Origin of the sequence: Rahnella sp. PCH160 (assembly GCF_047784855.1) — a bacterium.
Taxonomy (GTDB): domain Bacteria; phylum Pseudomonadota; class Gammaproteobacteria; order Enterobacterales; family Enterobacteriaceae; genus Rahnella.
In genome coordinates this window covers 2,069,314-2,087,064 of the sequence record NZ_JBLOGT010000001.1, presented here as the reverse complement: position 1 = coordinate 2,087,064, position 17,751 = coordinate 2,069,314, and the positions used below count along the sequence as shown (strand labels likewise).

Below are 17,751 nucleotides of genomic sequence, written 5' to 3'. Positions count from 1 at the left end.
AAGCGAAAATATCCTCTGTGATGTTTAAGAGCCTGACCGTCTGCTTATGAGTAACCGCAAACCTCGTCGTCCGCACGGGCGATGGACCTATTACATTATGTTCGAAGACATTCTGTGGCCCTGCCCGGTTCGCTGGGAGTGGGAGAATGGCTACGGTGGCTGGCTGCCTTTTTACTACTCGCCGACGCTGGAATTTGTTGCGGGCGATCCGCACAAAGCCACGAAAGTCGCGGGCCCGAAAGCCCGCGCGATGCGTAAACCGGCAAAAATTCACGCGTACGAATTTTAATTAATCAGCCCGCTGGCGCGCAGCACCCTGCGCTGAATGGCTTCCGGCAACACCGCGTTCATTCCCCCTACGCATCCCAGACTGAACCAGTGACGCGAACGGGTAATCCCGGTGTATATCAACTCACGGGTCAGGATCGGGCTGAGATTTTCCGGCAGCAAAAGCGCCGTATGGGTAAATTCTGAACCCTGCGATTTATGCACCGTCATAGCAAACACCGTTTCGACCGCCTGCAACCGCCCCGGCATAATCCAGCGAATATTCTGCGTCCCGTCACCGGTCAGGAATGCCACGCGTAGCACCGGCACCACGGAACCGTCTGCCAGCCGGTGCGGAATTTCCAGCGTGACGCCAATATCGCCGTTCATTAACCGCTGGCTGTAATCATTGCGCGTCACCAGCACCGGACGCCCCGGGAACCAGTTGACAGCCCCTTTAATCAGCCCTTCTTTATACAGAATTTCTGCGATCCGCTGATTCAGCCCTTCCACGCCCCAGCGTCCGCCGCGTAAAGCGCACAGCAACTGGAACTGGCTGTACGCCAGCAGCACGTTCGCCGCCCAGGCGTTGAACGCCTCCGGCGGTGCATCATCCGCCGGACGTTCATTTGTCATCACGTTCAGATAATGGCGGTAACCCACCGGCGGCTCGACGCCTTTGCGGCTTTGTGCAGCCGGAAACCGCCCCGCCGCGCCGTTAATTACCCAGTCGCGCAGTTCGGTATCGTCATCCGTCTTAAGCGTGATCTGTGCCAGATCGGCATAATCCTGTTTCCAGACCTGTTTCAGCGCTTTAACGTCACCGTCGTTAACCGCTTCCGCCAGTTGCCCGATGCCGCTTTGCGCATCAAAACGGTAGCTGTGGCGCAGCATCACCACGGCCTGATCCATCGCCGTTCCCGCCGGATCAACCAGCGCATCCGGGATTTTTTCCCCCGTCACACTTTGCAGCCAGTCGCGGGTTTGCGGCAGATAGTGCCCGCCGGTGGCCCGCTGACATAACTCGCTGAGCAGCGCACCGGCCTCCACCGAGGCCAGCTGATCTTTATCCCCGAGCAGGATCAGGCGCGTATTCTCTGGAAGCGCGGCCAGCAGCGCCGCCATCATTTCCAGATCGACCATCGACGCTTCATCCACCACCAGCACGTCGAGCATCAGCGGATTACCCGCATGATGCCGGAAATGCCGGGTATCCGGTCGGCTCCCGAGCAGACGGTGAAGCGTCACCACGTCGGTATTAATGCTGTCACGTACCGACTCGCCGTTGTTCAGCGCGTGCAGATCTAAGCGGGAAACCGCACCGGCCACCGATTCATTGAGACGTGCCGCCGCTTTACCGGTCGGCGCGGCCAGCCGGATACGCAGCGGCTGGCCGTTTTCTTCCAGCGCCAGTGCCTGCAATAACGCCAGCAGGCGCACCACCGTGGTGGTTTTCCCGGTGCCGGGGCCGCCGGTAATAATGCTGAATGCAATGCCCGCCGCCAGTCCGCACGCCAGTTTCTGCCAGTTCACCGGCTCTGCGTTTCCGGCCTGCGGGAACAGGACATCGAGTGACGCGCGCAGCGATTCAGCGGGCAGCGCATGCAGCTGCGTGCGGCTCAGGCGCTGTTCAATTGCTTCACGCACATTCTGCTCATACTGCCAGTAACGGCGCAGATACAGCCGATGTCCGATGAGCACCAGCGGCGTATTGCCCTCTCCGCTGCCCACCAGCTGCGGGTTCACCAGCGCCGCCATCCATTCTTCCAGACTCAGATCGTCAAGCACCGCCGACGGACGGGAAATCGCGCCATCGGAATGATCGCCGTCGGGTGGAAGTGAGAGCGAAAACGCACTGTCAGCCAGCGTGGCCTGCAAATCCAGGCACACATGGCCGCGCCCCAGCTGATAGCTGGTCAGCGCCGTCGCCAGTAATAAAAGCGGATGCGCATCCGGCGCTTCTTTTGCCAGAAACGTCACCAGCGCGCGATCCAGTTCACGCAGCCAGCCGCATTCCACCCAGCTGGCCAGCAGTTTTACAATGTCTTCACGGCTGTTGATTTTCATACGCCTTCCTCAGTGCGGCTGAAAAGAACGTCGAGTTCTTCCATTAATGCTTTATCCGGCCTTTGGACGCAGACCCCGTTACCCGGCGCGTGGCTGCCGCGCAGGAATAAATAGACCGCACCGCCGATATGGCGGTCGTATTCGTAATCCGGCAAACGGGATTTCAGCAGACGATGCAGCGCGAAAAGATACAGCGTGAACTGCAAATCGTAACGGTGATCCCGCATCGACTGCGTCATCGCCGTCTGGTCGTAACCGGTGGCGTCATCACCAAGCCAGTTGGATTTGTAATCCAGCACGTAGTAACGCCCGTTGTGCTCAAAAACCAGATCGATAAAGCCTTTCAGCATGCCGTTAAGTTCTTCCGCCAGCAGCGGTGCGCGCTCGGCGCCCCCGAGCGTAAAGTGCTGAACCAGGGTATCAAGACGCCGCGTGGACACTTGGGAGAGCGAGAACCAGAACTCCATTTCCACCTGATAGGGCGGCAGTGCGGCCAGCGTGAAACTTTCGCCGCCCGGCAACGCCAGCGGCTGCGTCAGCAACGCGGTCAGCCAGCCGGTCAGCGGCACAATCCACTGCTCCCAACCACGTGTATTACAGCGCCGCGCCACCTGATCGGCGATCCGCTCCGGGTTTTCCGCCAGTGCGGCAAAACCTTCATCGCCCGCCCATTCCAGCAAACCGTGCAGGAAATTACCCGGCGCAGGGCCGCGCGGGAAAGCATATAAATTCTCACCGGTCATCGGCTGCAAAAGCCCGTCGGCAGATGCTTTGTCCCCTGACTTTTTATCTTCTAAATAGCTGTCCTGCGCTGCACTTTCAATTTCAACCGGCGGTTCACGGTTCAGCGCTTCCGGCACGATATAGGTGCCAGCCGGGGCGATTTGCAGGCCGGAAAAACTCGAAACCCACCAGCGCGGGCCTTTGTGGGTGCGCAACGGCGGTCGCGGACCCAGTTCAGGCAATGCCTGCTCGCTGCGGTATACCGCACCGACAGAAACCGGCAGCGGCCACGCCTGAACATTTTCCGTTTCCAGCGCCTGCAAACTGGCGGGCAATTCTTCAGCCTCAACCGGTTCGCCGCCGTGGAAAAGATAGCCGGGTGCGCTTTTTTCAAACTCTTTCAGCGGCGCCATACCCAGCCACAGCGCGTAACGCGAGCGGGTCAGCGCGACGTAAAATTTACGCAGATCCTCGCCCAGACGTTCGCGATCTGCCAGTTCCCGCTGTTCTTCCGTGGCACTCAGCGAGATTTCAAGTTCACCCTCCGGCGTATGCCATTTCAGCGGCGAATCCTGTTTTTTCACCGCGCGGAATGCGCAGGCAAATGGCAGGAACACCAGCGGATATTCCAGCCCTTTGGATTTATGCACGGTGACGACTTTCACCAGCGCGGCATCACTTTCCAGACGCAGCTTGCGCGCATCACCGCCCTGATTTTCATCCTGACATTGTTCCGCCAGCCAGCGGATCAGCGCGTGTTCGCCATCGAGCTGCACGCTGGCCTGTTGCAGTAACTCGGAAAGATGCAGCAAATCGGTCAACGCCCGTTCGTCGCTGTGCGCGAGCAGATGACGCGGGACGTCAAACTCCCACATCAGACGCCGCAGCATCGGCAAAATGCCCTGCTTGCGCCAGCAAAGGCGCAGTTGCTGGAACTGCTGAACGTAGCGTTCCCACTCGTTTTCATCCTGATTCAGACGATCCAGCGCTTCCCAGCTTAAATGGAGCGAAGGCGTAGCCAGCGCGGCGCGCAGAAGACGATCATTTTCCGGCGCGGCACAGGCCGCCAGCCAGAACTGCAATTCACCTGCCTGCGCACTTTGAAAAATGGACTCTTTGTCAGAAAGGTACACGCTGCGCACGCCGCGTTTAGACAGCGCCGTGCGGATCGCCGCCGCTTCCCGCCCGGTATTCACCAGCACGGCAATATCGCCCGGTGCGACCGGTTTGAGCGGCTCATCCGGCTGCCCGAAGCCTGCCGCGCCCTGCTGCCCGAGACGCAGCAAACGGACGATTTCTGTCGCGCAGCCTTCGGCCATCAGCTGGGCGTATTGGCTTTTCGGCAGCGCGTCGGTCTGATTCTCCGGGTACCACAGCGTCATGGCGGCGGCTTCTGCGCCGTCGATTATCCACGCGTCATCCCGCCCTTTGGCTTCGACCGGCAGGAACGGCACCTGATTTTCATCACCACGTCGGAACAGAAACGCGCCTTCGCCGGAACGCCGGTCTTCGGCGAGAGCAAAGACACTGTTGACCGACGCTACCATTGCGCGGGTAGAACGAAAGTTGGTCGCCAGCGTGTAGTGGCGGCCACCGGTATCACGGCGGGCGCGCAGGTAGGTATAAATGTCGGCACCGCGGAAGGCATAAATCGCCTGTTTCGGGTCACCTATCAGGATCAGCCCCTGCTCCGGCGCGTTCTCCGCCACGCGGTAAACGGTGTCGAAAATCCGGTATTGCAGCGGATCGGTATCCTGAAACTCGTCGATCATCGCCACCGGGAATTGCGTGCGGATAATCTCCGCCAGCCGTTCGCCGTTATCGCTGCGCAGCGCGGCATCAAGACGGGTCAGCAAATCGTTGAAGCCCATCTGCGCCCGTTTTTTCTGTTCGACGTCAAAACGGTTTTCAATCCAGCGGCAGGCATGTTGCAGCAGGCCACTGCGGGCGTCCGGCAAGGTTTCCAGACGCGTTTTCAGCGTTTCCATCGCCGTCAGCGCCGGATGCGCAGGCGGCTGGCCCTGCTTCCAGCATTCGGCCAGACCGTCCGGCGTCAGGCGATCCCAGCCGGTTTTCAGATCCGGCATGATCTCGTCGCTGGCCGCCCAGGCATGCAGTTTTTCCAGCCACGGATTAAAATACCGCGCCTGAATTTTCCGGCCATCGACCACTTTCGCCGCCACCGCGCCTTCGAGGATCGTGCGCAGTTCCTGCGTCCATTGCGCCCAGCCTGCTTTCAGCTCGCTCAGTTCTGCGGCTTTTTGCTGATTCGTCGTCTCAAAAACGACAGCGGGCGTTTCATCCGTGCCCAGCGTTTCAGCGTATTCCAGCAACGGAGACACGTTCTTGTGCAGGTCTTCCGGCGAACGCCACCACGCGCGCAGCGTCCTGATGTCCGGTTCCGGCAGGGAAAAATAGAAGCTGCGCCAGTAATCGCGCACCACATTCATCAGCAGTTCGGTCTGGTCAGTTTCCAGCGTCTGGGTAAACAGGCTGTCGCTGTCGAAAGCGTGTTCGCCGAGCATGCGGTTACACCAGCCGTGAATGGTGGAGACCGCCGATTCATCCATCCATTCCGCCGCCAGTTGCAGCTTACGCGCACATCCCGCCCACTCTTCCGGCGGATATTCCGCGCGCAAACTCAGTAAGAATTCATCGCCCGCCGAGGGTTCATCCGGATCTTCCAAAAAGCACGCTGCCGCTCTGGACAAGCGTTCGCGGATCCTGTCGCGCAGCTCTTTGGTGGCGGCATCGGTAAACGTCACCACCAGAATTTCCGGCGGCGTCAGCGGGCGGCCGAACGCATTTTCAGCGCCGTGACCGAGCACCAGCCGTACATACAGCGCGGCGATGGTGAAGGTTTTACCCGTCCCGGCGCTGGCCTCAATCAGGCGGCTGCCGGTCAGCGGGAAATTCAGCACATTCAGCGCAGAGGGAAAAATGCGTTCCTTCATTCTTTCGCTCCTTTTTTGCTGCTGCGGGCAAGATGATTTTTAAGCGGTACCAGCAGTTTGTCAGCCAGTTCGGCGAATTCACCGCCGGACCACAGCGTGGCGAAATCCGGCCACGCGCGCGCCAGATACGCATTGCTGTCGCGTTCACCAAATTTCATGTTGGCCGGATCGTGGTTTTCATAGGCATCGCGGGCCGCAAGCCCGGCATCGCTGTCCGGCGGGCTTTGCGCGGTGCCGTCTTTTTTCAGCCAGACAAAGGCCGTTTTGACCGCCAGCGGCAACGGCCGTAATTGTCCCTGCTGCCAGGTTTCGATCAGTTGCTGCCAGAGCGCCTGCGCGTCGGCAATCTCCAGCGGCGGTAATTCCGCCGTGCCATTTTTACTGATAATGATGCTGTGCATCGGCTGCCCGCCGAGGTGACCGGCCAGATGCGCGACCCAGTAAGGGAGCAAACGGTCGAAGCGGTAACTGCGTTCTTTGGTCATGATGCCGGTACTTTCCAGCACCACGCGGGCGCGATCTCCGCCAGCGTTCGCGCGTAAATCGCCGAGCCAGTCCGAGACATTCACGCCTGCGGTTTCAACACTCAGCGCTTCATTAGCCAGCGTCTGCGGCCATTCATCGAGCACGCTCTGATAACTGGCGAACAGCGTTTCCATCGGCTCGGCGAGATCTTCACTCAGCACGGCGGCGAATTCGCCCGGTGCCAGCTCACCGCGCCGTTCGATGCGTTCAAGCTGCTGACGCAGAATATCCTGACGCGACTCTCCGGCTTCCAGCGCCCATTTCTGCGCGCGTATCAGTTCATCCTGCAAACGCCAGTTTTCCAGCGCATTGATATCAAAAGGTTCCTGATCTTCACTTCCCGCATCTTCCAGTTCGAAGTAAATATTCAGCCGCTGGCGGAAGAAACTGCGCACCGGATCGGACAGGAAATCCGCCAGCTGACGCAGCGTCAGCGCCCCTTCCTGCACCACCGGCGGCAACGGTTGCGGCGCTTCGGCGCTGACATCTGCGTCTATTCCGGCGCGCCATTCGTGGGCGTAGCTGAAAAGCGCACTGCCCTTGCTGAAGTAATCGCGGTTAAAGGGTTGCAGGCGATGTTCGGTGGTGAGCGCGTGGATCAGATCATCGCCGTTCTGCGTTTTCCAGCCTGCCGCCAGATGGTCGCGCAGTTGCGCCACCAGCACCGAAGGCGGACGTTCGGTATTATCGAGAATGCTGCGCCCGACCCAGCTGATATGCAGGCGTTCGCGCGCCGACAGCAATGCTTCGAGGAACAGATAACGGTCATCTTCACGGCGCGAACGGTCGCCCGGCCGGTAATCACGCCCCATCAAGTCGAAATCCATCGGCACGCGGTTGCGCGGATAATCGCCGTCGTTCATCCCGAGCAGGTAAACGTGGCGGAACGGAATGGCGCGCATCGGCATCAGCGTGGCAAACGTCACGGCACCGCCAAAGAATGGCTGCGTCAGGCCGGACTGGTCGAACTGCGCCAGCCAGTGTTCGCGCACGACAGACAGCGGCAGTTCGGCCTGGAGATCAACGCTTTCACAGGCCTCAAGCCAGGTTTCCAGCTCGGTATGCAGACGCACCAAAATAAAGCCGTCGTCGCCGTCATCTTCGGCAAAATAGCCGCTCAGCAACGCCTGCAAGCGTTCGCCCCACACACGCGGCGTCGCGGGTTCACACAGCTGACGCCAGGTTTCATCCAGGCAGTTTAAGAGATGCGACAGCGGGCCAATCAGCGCTGCTTCCAGCCCGCCGATTTCGTCCAGCGGTTCAATGCCCTGCCAGGCGTCACCGCTGCCGACGGCGTAACCGAGCAGCATTCTTTGCAGGCCGAAGAACCAGCTGTTTTGCTCCGGCGATAATGGCAGTTCGAGGCTCTGACGCTGCTCCGCATGCAGCCCCCAGCGCACGTTGGCGGCGCTGATCCAGCGGTGCAGCAACGGCAACTGTTCTTCGCCGATGCCAAAACGCTGACGCACCGACGGCACATCGAGTAAATCCAGTAAATCGCTGACGGCAAAACGCGACTGTGGCAGCGTCAGCAGGCTTTCGAGCGCACCGAGCAGCGGGTTATTCTGACGCGGCCCCTGATCGGCCACGGTGAACGGAATGTAACGCGGATCGCTGCGATCCATCAGGCCAAACACCGCCTGAATGTGCGGCGCATAGCCATTAATGTCCGGCACCATCACGATTATATCGCGCGCTTTCAGGGTCGGATCGGCGGCCAGCGCGGCCAGCAGACGGTCGTGCAACACTTCCACTTCACGCTGGGCGCTGTGCGTTATCGAGAAGCGCAGGGATGGGTCTTTCTGCGCATCAATCTCAGGCCATTTATCTTTCGTTTCCGCCAGCGGACGCAGTTGCAGAATATCTTCCTGCAACTGATGCAATAAGGTGTCATCACCGTTTGAGGTGAACAGGTCAATACGCGGGATCACCGGCGCGAGCGTGGAGGCGTAGGATTCGTGGTTGTCATATTCATTGAGCAGACCGATGTAATCGCGCCCCTGTTTGCCCCACGCCGCCAGCAGCGGATGCGCATGCTGATGCAGATCGCCTTCGGCAATCTCCTGCGGCATGCCCGGTTTACGCCGCTGACGCGCACGTTCGGCGCGCAGCAGATCTTTATCGGCAATAATATCGCTCCAGTCGTGCTCGCACGGGTTATGCACACACATAAAGATATGCGTCCAGCGGCCCAGCACGGCCAGAACTTCTAAGGATTGTTGCGGCAGCGAAGAAATCCCGAACACGATCAGACGCGCAGGTAAACCGGCCGGACGCTGGTCTTCAGGAATGCTTTGAGCATGTTGCAGAAAACGCTGATGCAGCGCGGCGCGGCTGGTTTCCCGCTCGCTTTCAGGCACATCGGCCAGCAGTGCGCGCCACAGTTGCGGCTGCCACAGCAGATTTTCCGGCAACGGCTCGCTGCCTTTGCGGCTGGTGCGCAGCACATCGTGCCCGTTTCCCCAGTCTTCCAGCCAGTCGGCGCGGTAAACCTGATACTGATCGAACAGATCCGCCAAACGCTGCGCCAGCTGATGCAGCTTACGCATATCGCCGTCGTCTTTTAAGAAACGAGCCAGCGGAGCAAAAACCGGTTGAGGCAGTAATTCCGGCAACAGGCGAATCAGCCGCCAGGTCAGCAGCGGACGGTCAAACGGTGACGAATCCGGCACCTGATCTTTGCCCAGCACCGCGCGGTAAACCTGCCAGAAAAAGCGCGCAGGCAGTTTGATATCCAGCGCCGCCGCGATCCCGCAGCCGCCTTCGGAGACATCGCGCGCCAGCGCCAGTTTCAGCCACTGATTGATCCCGTTGCTTTGCACCAGAATCACTTCGTTTTCCAGCGGTGACAGCGGATGCGCCGCCATCCACGACACCAGAATATCCCTCAGCGCTTCTGAGTGATTTCCGTGTAACACCATCAAACCTGAATTCACGCCCGCATCCCTTGTTGTCGCCGGTCAGAGGACAGATTTTGCGTTGATTTGGAAAGGATTGAAAGGATTGAAAAGAAAAGAGGCAGACCTTGCGGCCTGCACTGAAACAAAATGTAATTCTTTGAAAATCAGCCGTGCATTTTGCGAGCCGCGCCGATCATCCCATCCAGCCATTCCTGATGGCCGTTGATCATCGGGTTCGGGCGTGTGATCGCAAGTTCCCGTGCGGGTTTACCGTTTTGCGTTTCCTGCGTCAGGATACGGACGCGGCCACCGGAGAGTTCTTCGAAAAGCCAGGCGTGATGGACGTCGAGCCGGGTTTCGGCGTCGCCTTCTGCCCAGCCGTGCCACGCCATGCGCGCGGGCTGGCCTTTTACCGGCGGTACGTATTCATTGACCTGCGCTTCGACCGGAAAACCGAACGTGCTGAAGCGAAAACGTGCGCCGTCGCTCAGGCCAGGACCGGTGCCGTCGTGGAAAAAGATATCCGATGCGTTGCTGTAATACACCGGCCATGCGGCGGTGTTGTCGAGTTGCGCCCACAGTTCTTCCACGGTGAGGCCGGTGATGATCATTTCGTTAGAGGCGAAGTTGTCGGTTTCACCGGGGATAAAGCCTTCCGGCCAGAGTATTGCGTTCATGTTGAGCTCCTTAAAATTAAGATTCCGGCCCGCAGGCTGGCGTTGAGCACAAGATACGCAATAGCGAGATATTACTGAAATCATCACTTGTGATTATAATCATCTCTGATTTTTATATCTGGAAAACACGCAAAAAAACAGGCAGAAGGATCGCTTCTGCCTGTTGTTCTTACCGCTATTTACGCGGATGTTATCACTGCCGTTTTAGCTGATGCTGTAACGCTCAAGCCAGTGCGCGTAAGGCGCAGGCAGGACCCAGGACGGATTTTCCACACCCAGCTCTTTCGCCAGTGCATACGGATAATGCGGGTTGGCGAGCATCGCGCGGCCAATCATCACCAGATCCATGTCTTCTTCGCTGATGCAGCGTTCGGCGACGTCCGCAGACGCCACGCCCCAGGAACTGGCGACCGGCAAACCGGCTTCTTTGCGCACGCGGCGCGAAACCGGTGCGAGGAAACCTGCGCCCCACGGGATCTGCGCTTCCCAGGTGGAGAAACCGACGCTGACGTTGAGCAGATCCAGCCCTTTTTCACGCAGAATACGCGTCAGTTCGATGGACTCGGATAACGTTTCTTCGTCGCGGCCATCGTATTCAATCACGCCAAAACGCGCGGTGATCGGCAGGTTTTTCGGCCAGACCGCATTAACGGCGTCGAAGGTTTCAATCAGGAAACGGCTGCGACCGGCGAAATCACCGCCGTATTCATCAGTACGGGTATTGGAATGCACGGAGAAGAAACTCTGCGCCAGATAGCCGTGGGCAAAATGCAGTTCCAGCCATTCAAAACCGGCATCGCGCGCACGTTTGGCTGCCGCGACGAAATCCGCCATAACGCGCTGGATATCCGCTTTTGTCATCTCTTTCGGCACTTTTGGCAAGTGTTTGCCGAACGCAACCGCTGAAGGTGCGATAGTCGCCCAGCCGCGCGGATCGCCTTCTGCAATATGATCATCGCCTTCCCACGGCAGATTGGCGCTGGCTTTACGGCCTGCATGACCAATCTGAATCCCCGGAACAGCCCCGGCGGCTTTGATGGATTTGGCGATTTTCGCCAGTTCAGCGGCCTGTGCGTCGTTCCAGATCCCTAAGCATCCCGGAGTGATGCGGCCTTCCGGCGAAACAGCGGTCGCTTCGACGATAACCAGACTTGCGCCACCGCGCGCAAGTGTTGCGTAATGCACCTGATGCCAGTCGTTCGGCACGCCGTCAGTGGCGGAATACTGGCACATCGGCGGAACAGCGATACGGTTTTTTAACGTGACGTCTTTCAGGGTAAACGGCGTAAAGAGTGCGGACATAATTTTTTTCCCGGTGAGTTTGGCAGCCGGCAACCAGAGTGACGTCGGACAGCTATATGCGGAAGTGAAGAAATATTATAGTGCACATAATATTTCGTTATAACTCAAAGAGTGCCCTGCCGATGCGCAACCTTAAAAGTCTCGACCTCAACCTGTTAAAGGCTTTCGACGCCCTGCTCGACGAGCGGAATGTCACCCGCGCCGCCGAACGCCTTTCCCTGACGCAGCCTGCCGTCAGCAGTATGCTGACACGTCTGCGTGACAGTTTTGATGATCCTCTTTTTGTCCGTTCACGTTACGGCATTGTGCCGACGGAGCGCGCGCTGGCGCTGGCGAAACCGGTAAAACGGGTCATGGCGCAGATAGAAGCGTTGCTGGAACCGGAAGCCTTTGTTCCCGCAGAGTGCGAAATGACATTCACACTGGCGGCCACCGATTACGCACTGAGTGTGATTATCGTGCCGTTCTTTTCCCTGTTGCAACAGCGTGCGCCGGGCATTCATCTGTCGGTACAGCGCGCCGAAGATGCCACGGTTTTGGGGCGGCTGGAGCGTGGTGAAATCGACCTTGCGCTGCTGACGCCGGAAACCACGCCGCCTGATTTACACATCCGCCATCTGTACGACGAACGTTATGTTTGTGCACTGCGCAAAGGCCATCCGGCGCTTAAAAACGGCGCTATTTCCCTCGATACGTTCTGCCGGTACGATCACGCGCTGGTGTCGCTGAGCGGCGAAAATTTCGAAGGCGTGACCGATAAGGCGCTTCAGGCGCTGGGCAAAAAACGTAATGTCGTGCTGTCGGTGAACAGTTTTCTGGTGCTGCCGCCGGTATTGCAAACCACTGACCTGATTGCCGTGGTGCCGGAACGTCTGGTGCGCGACGCCGCAGGGCTTGAGGTATTACCGCCACCGCTGACGATTCCCGGTTTTACCAAAGTCGCCGCGTGGCATGAGCGCTCGCATTTATCGGCGGCGCACCAGTGGCTGCGTCAGCTTCTGGCACAGGCGTGCAGCGGGGAGTAAATCGCGCCACATCATGGTATTTTCAAGGCTTCATCTGCTTTTCACATGTTAAAAAACGCGGCAGAAAAACCGCGCACAGAAGGGTTATTCCATGGAAAAACGTCCGGCAGTTACCATCACTTATTGTTCCCAATGCAACTGGCTGTTGCGCGCCGCGTGGATGGCACAGGAGCTGTTGAATTCTTTCAGCACCGATCTGGCGTCCGTCACGCTGGTGCCGGGCATAGGGGGAATTTACGAGATTAAAGTCGATGACGAGCTTATCTGGGAACGCAAAAGAGACGGCGGTTTTCCGGAGGCCGCACCGCTTAAACAGCGCGTGCGCGATATCTGCTTCCCGGACCGCGATTTAGGGCATGTGGATAAGAAGAAAATTCCTACAACTGATGGAGAAAAATAAGATAAGACGCCCCTTAATTGCATCAGCAGAACGGGGGCTGCATTATGAGGCGTAATGCTTATTCACCTTATTTAGGAAGTATAATAATCGCAAAGGAAATTTCAGATAAGTTCACAAGCAATATCTTGGATATTATTGTTATTTATCTAAAATACTGGTATCTGAATCATTTTTTATTTTCTCCTCGTCGTATAATCTGTGTGAATCTTAATTTCTCGAAAAATCAGGAATATCATGGCTGAAATAATTCCAACTATTAATAGTTTCACAGGGAAAGTAATGCCTGGGGAATTACGCTTTGCAAAAAAAATTGAGTCAGCACTTAGCGATGATTGTTTGTGCTGGTATGACATTCCTGTCGGCAGACTGCGCCGTTACCCGGACTTTATCCTCCTCCATCCGGCCAGGGGATTATTGTTCCTTGAGGTCAAGGATTGGAAAGTAGAGAATATACGTCAAATTGATAAATCTCGAATGGAATTGCTGACAGATACCGGAATAAAAACAGTACCTAATCCCATGGAACAAGTCAGGCAATCAAGTTACGCGGCCATAAATCAGCTAGAAAGAGATTTGCAGTTATTACAAAGTGACGAGCGTTACAAAGGTAAATTGTGCTTCCCTTATGGATGGGGAGTGGTGTTAAGTAACATAACCCGAAAACAATTGAACTCAGTAATACCCGTTGAAATCCAGGAAGAGGTTCTCCCCCGCAGCTGGTCATTTGCAGCGATGAAATGACGGAGTCTTTGAGTAAAGAAATATTTGAAGAAAAAATATGGGGTATGTTCCGCTATAAATTCAAAACGCCATTAGATAGCCCACAGGTTGACCGTATTCGCTGGCACCTATTCCCTGAAATACGGATCACACACGCTCAACCTGATTTGTTCCAACAAGACGTTTCAGATGAAACGGGGTTGCCTGACAAGAGCATTCCGGAAATCGTACGAATTCTGGATATTCAGCAAGAAATATTGGCTCGAAGTTTGGGTGAAGGCCATCGCGTCATACATGGGGTGGCAGGTTCCGGAAAAACGTTGATTCTTTTATATCGATGCCTCCACCTTGCTCAAATTCTGACAACCCCCATCCTGGTGCTTTGTTTCAATATCACATTAGCCGCAAGATTAAAAAACCAAATTGCTGAACGTGGCTTGGGAGATCGAATTCAAATACTTCATTTTCACGGTTGGTGTAAAGAACAAATTGAAAAATATAAACTTCTTCTTCCTAAATCTGACAAAAAACCTTGGGAAGTCCATGTAGATGTTGTCATTCAGGCAGCTGAGGATGGCCGTATTCCTATAGGGCAATACGGTGCAATATTAGTGGACGAAGGGCATGATTTCGATTCAGCCTGGCTTTCACTTGTAACAAAAATGGTTGATCCCGAAACCAACTCACTTCTCTTTTTATATGATGACGCACAGTCCATTTATAAAAAGCGCGGGGCGTTAAGCTTCTCGCTGGCAAGTGTTGGAATACAAGCTCAGGGCAGAACATCCATATTAAAATTAAACTACCGGAATACGAAAGAAATCCTAAATTTTTCCTATAACTTCTCAAAGCAGCATTTTGATTCTCATGATGATAAGCACATGGCATTTATGCAACCTGAAGCTGCGGGTATAAAAGGGACGCCACCCGATTTAAAACCCTTTAATACAATGTCAGAAGAGGTCTCTCATCTTATAAAATGGATTAAAAAAGAGAATGCATTAGGAATCAGTTGGAGTGATATTGCCGTTTTATGCCCATCAAATGGAGTAGGGAAGTATCTTGAAAAAGCATTTTCTAAAACTGAAATTCCTTACAATTTTTTATTCACATCTGAAGACAAGAAAAAATACAACCCTTCAGATGAGAAAATATCTGTATTACCGTTACCAAGCAGTAAGGGATTAGAATTCCATTCAGTAGCAGTCATAGACAGCAGTCATATTATTCAGACTGATAATAATATAGATGAAGATATAAGTGATGAAGTCCGGCGCTTATATGTTGGATTCACAAGAGCAAAAAAAAACCTTCTCGTGACGTGGCATACGAAGAACTCACTGAGTGAAAGTTTAGAAAAAATTGATAGTCTGCGGTAATCATATTTAATATTCGTAGTAAAACTTTTTTAAAATAAGGCAGGAATTTCCCCTGCCTTATTTTTTTACATTAACTCTGCACTCTGCGTGAAACGTGTTCGGCGGCGGCGTGGTTGGCTTTTGCTACGGAATCGGCCAGCGTGTCGCCCTGCAAGAGTGACGTACAGAGCATACCCATAAAGCAGTCGCCTGCGCCGTGCGTGCTGACCAGTTCGACTTTTTCGGCGGGCATGGACTGGCTGCGCTCACCGGCTTCGCACCAGGCAACACCGTGTTCGCCTGCCGTGACGACCACCGCCGGATAATGCTGGACGAGCCATTCAGCGGCGGCGCGGGCGTCAGATAATGCATTCACCGCAAGGCCGCTGAGATCGCGGGCTTCGACGCCGTTGACCACCAGCAAGTCGATGGCGGATTGCATCGCGCTGCACATCTCACGCGCCGGGGCAGCATTCAGACACACGCGGATACCGCGCTGTTTTGCCGCGTCGGCTGCCGCCAGATTCACCGCTTCCGGCACTTCGTTTTGCAGCAGCAACATCTCAACTTGCTGCCAGACGGCATCGTCACCAAATTGCGCGGCGTCCAGTTGGTTATTGGCGTTGGAGACGACGACCGCGCCGTAATCCCCTTCGGCGTCCATCAGCGCAACGCTCATGCCCGATGGCAGGTCAGAACTGACGACCACGAAATCTGTATTCACGCCGTTTTCTTCGAGCACGGCGCGCAGAAAATCGCCCTGCGTATCTGCGCCGATGGCACCGGCAAAACTAACCTGCGCGCCCGCTTTCGCAGCGGACACCGCCTGATTGCCGCCTTTGCCACCAAATTTGTACGAACAGCCGCTGCCCATCACCGTTTCCCCTTTTTCAGGACGGTGATGCGCGTGGATCACGATGTCGTAATGAAGGCTGCCCGTGACTAAAATTTTACCCATTCTAGTATTCCCGAAGGTCCTGAACCGCCTGCTGGGTTTTCATCAGGTTTTTCTCCGCTGTCTTCAAATCCTTCTGCGCAATCGCCACAAATAAGGCATCCAGAATATTTAACTGGGCGATGCGAGAGGCAGCGTTTTCCCCGAGCAAGTGCGATCCCTGAGAGGTTGAATTGAGAACCACATGCGCATTGTGCGCAATAGGCGACTCGGCGTAATTGGTGATGGCGATAACTTTGGCACCGTTGCGCGCCGCCAGTTTAATCGGGTCATTCACCGCACGGGTGGCCCCGGAATGGCTGATCGCGACCACCGCATCATCGTCCGACAAGACTGCTGCTGACATCAGCATAATATGGGCATCATCGTAGACCGTCGTTTTAATCCCAATTTTCAGGAGCTTATGCGACAAATCTCTGGCGACTGCGGCGGAACCGCCGACGGCATATAAATCGATGTGCCTGGCTTTAAAAAGAATGTCAGCGGCACGGTTAAATTCCGACACATCGACAATAGATAATGTTTCTTCTATTGCCTGAATGGATGTGCGAAAAACCTTTTCAAGTAATTGCTCCGACGAGTCTCCCGGCTCAATTTCCGCATGTAAATTTGCCACTTCAGAATAGTTGTAATAAATCAAACTGCTTCTGAAATCTCTAAATCCTGAGAAATTTAATTTCTTCGTCAATTTAACAATCATCGCCTCAGAAACATTATTTTCCAGCGCAATTTCTTTTAACGAAGTTTGCTCTGAAAAATCTGTTTTAGACGTAATGGCTTCGACGACTTTTCTTTCCAGTGGCGTCAGATGTGGCAATTTCATACGAATTTGAGCGCCTATGGCTCGCGGATCCTGATTCATTACTTGCCTCGTGTCGCCCGGTCAATCAACATCGCTATGATAATTATAAGGCCGGTGGCAAGCAATTGATAAAACGCCTGAATATTCAGAAGCGTCAGACCGTTACGTAATGAACCCAAAATAACCGCGCCAATCAGCGTGCCGATCACGCTGCCTTTGCCGCCCATCAGCGAAGCCCCGCCAATGGCCGCCGCGGCAATCGCATCCAGCTCCCATAAATTCCCCATCGTCGGTTCGGCCGCGCCCAGGCGACCAATCAGAATCAGTGAGGCCAAAGACGCCAGTACGCCGGAAATCACAAACACCGTGACTTTGGTCCTTTTGACCGGCACACCGGCCACGCGCGCGGCTTCTTCATTGCCGCCAACGGCCAGAATATATTCGCCCAGCGGCGTTTTATTCATAACCACCCACAGGATTGCCGCGATGGCGATAACAATCACGATCGGTGCCGGAACCCCGAATACCGTGCTGTTGATGACCGTGCGAAACTCCATCGGGATACCGAAAATCGGGTTGCCGTTGGTGAAAATCAGCGCCAGCGCACGGAACAGCGACAGGCCACCGAGTGTAACGATGAACGGCTGTAAACCGGCATACGCGACCAGCATTCCGCTGAAAACGCCGCACAGCGCGCCGACGCCCAGTGTTGCCATAATCGCCAGCGGAACCGGTACACCAGACACCATCAGCGTCGCGCCAAGTACCGCAGAAAGCGCCGCCGTCGGCCCGACGGACAAGTCGATGCCGCCGGAAATAATCACCAGCGTCATCCCCAGTGCAATAATTCCGTTAATCGATGATTGCTGCAAAATATTCAGCAGGTTTGGCAATGTGAAAAATACCGGCGAAAGAAAAGAGAACGTGATCACAATAATCAGTAAACCAATCAGCGTACCGGCATCGCGAACATTGAATTTAAATAATGCCAGAGGGAAAGCCTTTGGCTGAACATTACCTTGAGTCGTCATAATAATGGCCTTAAAAAATCGGTAGGTGTCGGAGCGTATCGTTAA

General features: G+C 55.4%; 13 protein-coding genes. 5 read left to right on the top strand and 8 right to left on the bottom strand.

Annotation, left to right across the window (positions count from 1 at the left end; translation table 11 throughout):
* Positions 1-46: 46 nt before the first annotated feature.
* Entirely contained in the window at positions 47-289 is a 243-nt protein-coding gene (locus ACM5QY_RS09750; protein WP_416120450.1) for a hypothetical protein, read from the top strand.
* Here the strand turns inward: ACM5QY_RS09750 and recD are convergent.
* The 5 genes from recD to ACM5QY_RS09725 form a co-directional block, all read right to left on the bottom strand.
* Positions 286-2,334, bottom strand: a complete 2,049-nt coding sequence (gene recD / locus ACM5QY_RS09745; protein WP_416120449.1) for an exodeoxyribonuclease V subunit alpha — start codon at positions 2,332-2,334, stop codon at positions 286-288. The two genes, ACM5QY_RS09750 and recD, sit on opposite strands and share 4 nt — an antisense overlap.
* A complete protein-coding gene (gene recB / locus ACM5QY_RS09740) occupies positions 2,331-6,011 on the bottom strand; it encodes an exodeoxyribonuclease V subunit beta (RefSeq protein WP_416120448.1) in 3,681 nt (1,226 codons plus the stop codon). Before recB ends, recD begins: the two co-directional genes overlap by 4 nt.
* On the bottom strand, positions 6,008-9,472 hold the full coding sequence (recC, locus tag ACM5QY_RS09735; protein WP_416120447.1) for an exodeoxyribonuclease V subunit gamma: 3,465 nt from the start codon (positions 9,470-9,472) through the stop codon (positions 6,008-6,010). Before recC ends, recB begins: the two co-directional genes overlap by 4 nt.
* Positions 9,473-9,600: 128 nt before the next feature.
* The gene (locus ACM5QY_RS09730; RefSeq protein WP_416120446.1) at positions 9,601-10,113 is read right to left on the bottom strand and encodes an SRPBCC family protein; all 513 of its coding nucleotides are present in this window, start codon (positions 10,111-10,113) and stop codon (positions 9,601-9,603) included.
* Between the two features lie 204 nt (positions 10,114-10,317).
* Complete coding sequence (locus tag ACM5QY_RS09725; RefSeq protein ID WP_101076400.1) at positions 10,318-11,415, bottom strand: NADH:flavin oxidoreductase/NADH oxidase; 1,098 nt, start codon at positions 11,413-11,415, stop codon at positions 10,318-10,320.
* A gap of 122 nt (positions 11,416-11,537) precedes the next feature.
* Between ACM5QY_RS09725 and ACM5QY_RS09720 the strand changes: the two genes are divergently transcribed.
* The 4 genes from ACM5QY_RS09720 to ACM5QY_RS09705 all read left to right on the top strand — a co-directional run bounded on the left by ACM5QY_RS09720 (position 11,538) and on the right by ACM5QY_RS09705 (position 14,939).
* On the top strand, positions 11,538-12,440 hold the full coding sequence (locus tag ACM5QY_RS09720; protein ID WP_416120445.1) for a LysR family transcriptional regulator: 903 nt from the start codon (positions 11,538-11,540) through the stop codon (positions 12,438-12,440).
* 91 nt (positions 12,441-12,531) lie between these two features.
* Entirely contained in the window at positions 12,532-12,840 is a 309-nt protein-coding gene (locus tag ACM5QY_RS09715) for an Rdx family protein (protein ID WP_416120444.1), read from the top strand.
* A 234-nt stretch (positions 12,841-13,074) separates the two neighbouring features.
* A complete protein-coding gene (locus ACM5QY_RS09710; RefSeq protein ID WP_416120443.1) occupies positions 13,075-13,581 on the top strand; it encodes a nuclease-related domain-containing protein in 507 nt (168 codons plus the stop codon).
* Between the two features lie 8 nt (positions 13,582-13,589).
* Positions 13,590-14,939, top strand: coding sequence for a DEAD/DEAH box helicase (locus ACM5QY_RS09705; protein ID WP_416120442.1), 1,350 nt, complete (start codon positions 13,590-13,592; stop codon positions 14,937-14,939).
* A gap of 70 nt (positions 14,940-15,009) precedes the next feature.
* On the opposite strand, the gene ACM5QY_RS09700 is transcribed toward ACM5QY_RS09705, so the two are convergent.
* Genes ACM5QY_RS09700 through ACM5QY_RS09690 form a run of 3 tightly spaced genes read right to left on the bottom strand, consistent with a single transcriptional unit; the run spans position 15,010 to position 17,706 of the window.
* Positions 15,010-15,876, bottom strand: coding sequence for a ribokinase (locus ACM5QY_RS09700; protein ID WP_416120441.1), 867 nt, complete (start codon positions 15,874-15,876; stop codon positions 15,010-15,012).
* A gap of 1 nt (position 15,877) precedes the next feature.
* Positions 15,878-16,735, bottom strand: coding sequence for a MurR/RpiR family transcriptional regulator (locus tag ACM5QY_RS09695; protein WP_416120440.1), 858 nt, complete (start codon positions 16,733-16,735; stop codon positions 15,878-15,880).
* Entirely contained in the window at positions 16,735-17,706 is a 972-nt protein-coding gene (locus tag ACM5QY_RS09690) for an ABC transporter permease (RefSeq protein WP_416120439.1), read from the bottom strand. Before ACM5QY_RS09690 ends, ACM5QY_RS09695 begins: the two co-directional genes overlap by 1 nt.
* Positions 17,707-17,751: the final 45 nt, after the last annotated feature.

Bases quoted from the DNA above. Each gene is read 5' to 3' on its own strand.
- ACM5QY_RS09695 (WP_416120440.1), bottom strand. From the start codon at position 16,735: ATGAATCAGGATCCGCGAGCCATAGGCGCTCAAATTCGTATGAAATTG.
- ACM5QY_RS09700 (WP_416120441.1), bottom strand. From the start codon at position 15,876: ATGGGTAAAATTTTAGTCACGGGCAGCCTTCATTACGACATCGTGATC.
- recB (WP_416120448.1), bottom strand. From the start codon at position 6,011: ATGAAGGAACGCATTTTTCCCTCTGCGCTGAATGTGCTGAATTTCCCG.
- ACM5QY_RS09750 (WP_416120450.1), top strand. From the start codon at position 47: ATGAGTAACCGCAAACCTCGTCGTCCGCACGGGCGATGGACCTATTAC.
- ACM5QY_RS09715 (WP_416120444.1), top strand. From the start codon at position 12,532: ATGGAAAAACGTCCGGCAGTTACCATCACTTATTGTTCCCAATGCAAC.
- ACM5QY_RS09730 (WP_416120446.1), bottom strand. From the start codon at position 10,113: ATGAACGCAATACTCTGGCCGGAAGGCTTTATCCCCGGTGAAACCGAC.
- ACM5QY_RS09690 (WP_416120439.1), bottom strand. From the start codon at position 17,706: ATGACGACTCAAGGTAATGTTCAGCCAAAGGCTTTCCCTCTGGCATTA.
- ACM5QY_RS09720 (WP_416120445.1), top strand. From the start codon at position 11,538: ATGCGCAACCTTAAAAGTCTCGACCTCAACCTGTTAAAGGCTTTCGAC.
- ACM5QY_RS09725 (WP_101076400.1), bottom strand. From the start codon at position 11,415: ATGTCCGCACTCTTTACGCCGTTTACCCTGAAAGACGTCACGTTAAAA.
- ACM5QY_RS09710 (WP_416120443.1), top strand. From the start codon at position 13,075: ATGGCTGAAATAATTCCAACTATTAATAGTTTCACAGGGAAAGTAATG.
- recD (WP_416120449.1), bottom strand. From the start codon at position 2,334: ATGAAAATCAACAGCCGTGAAGACATTGTAAAACTGCTGGCCAGCTGG.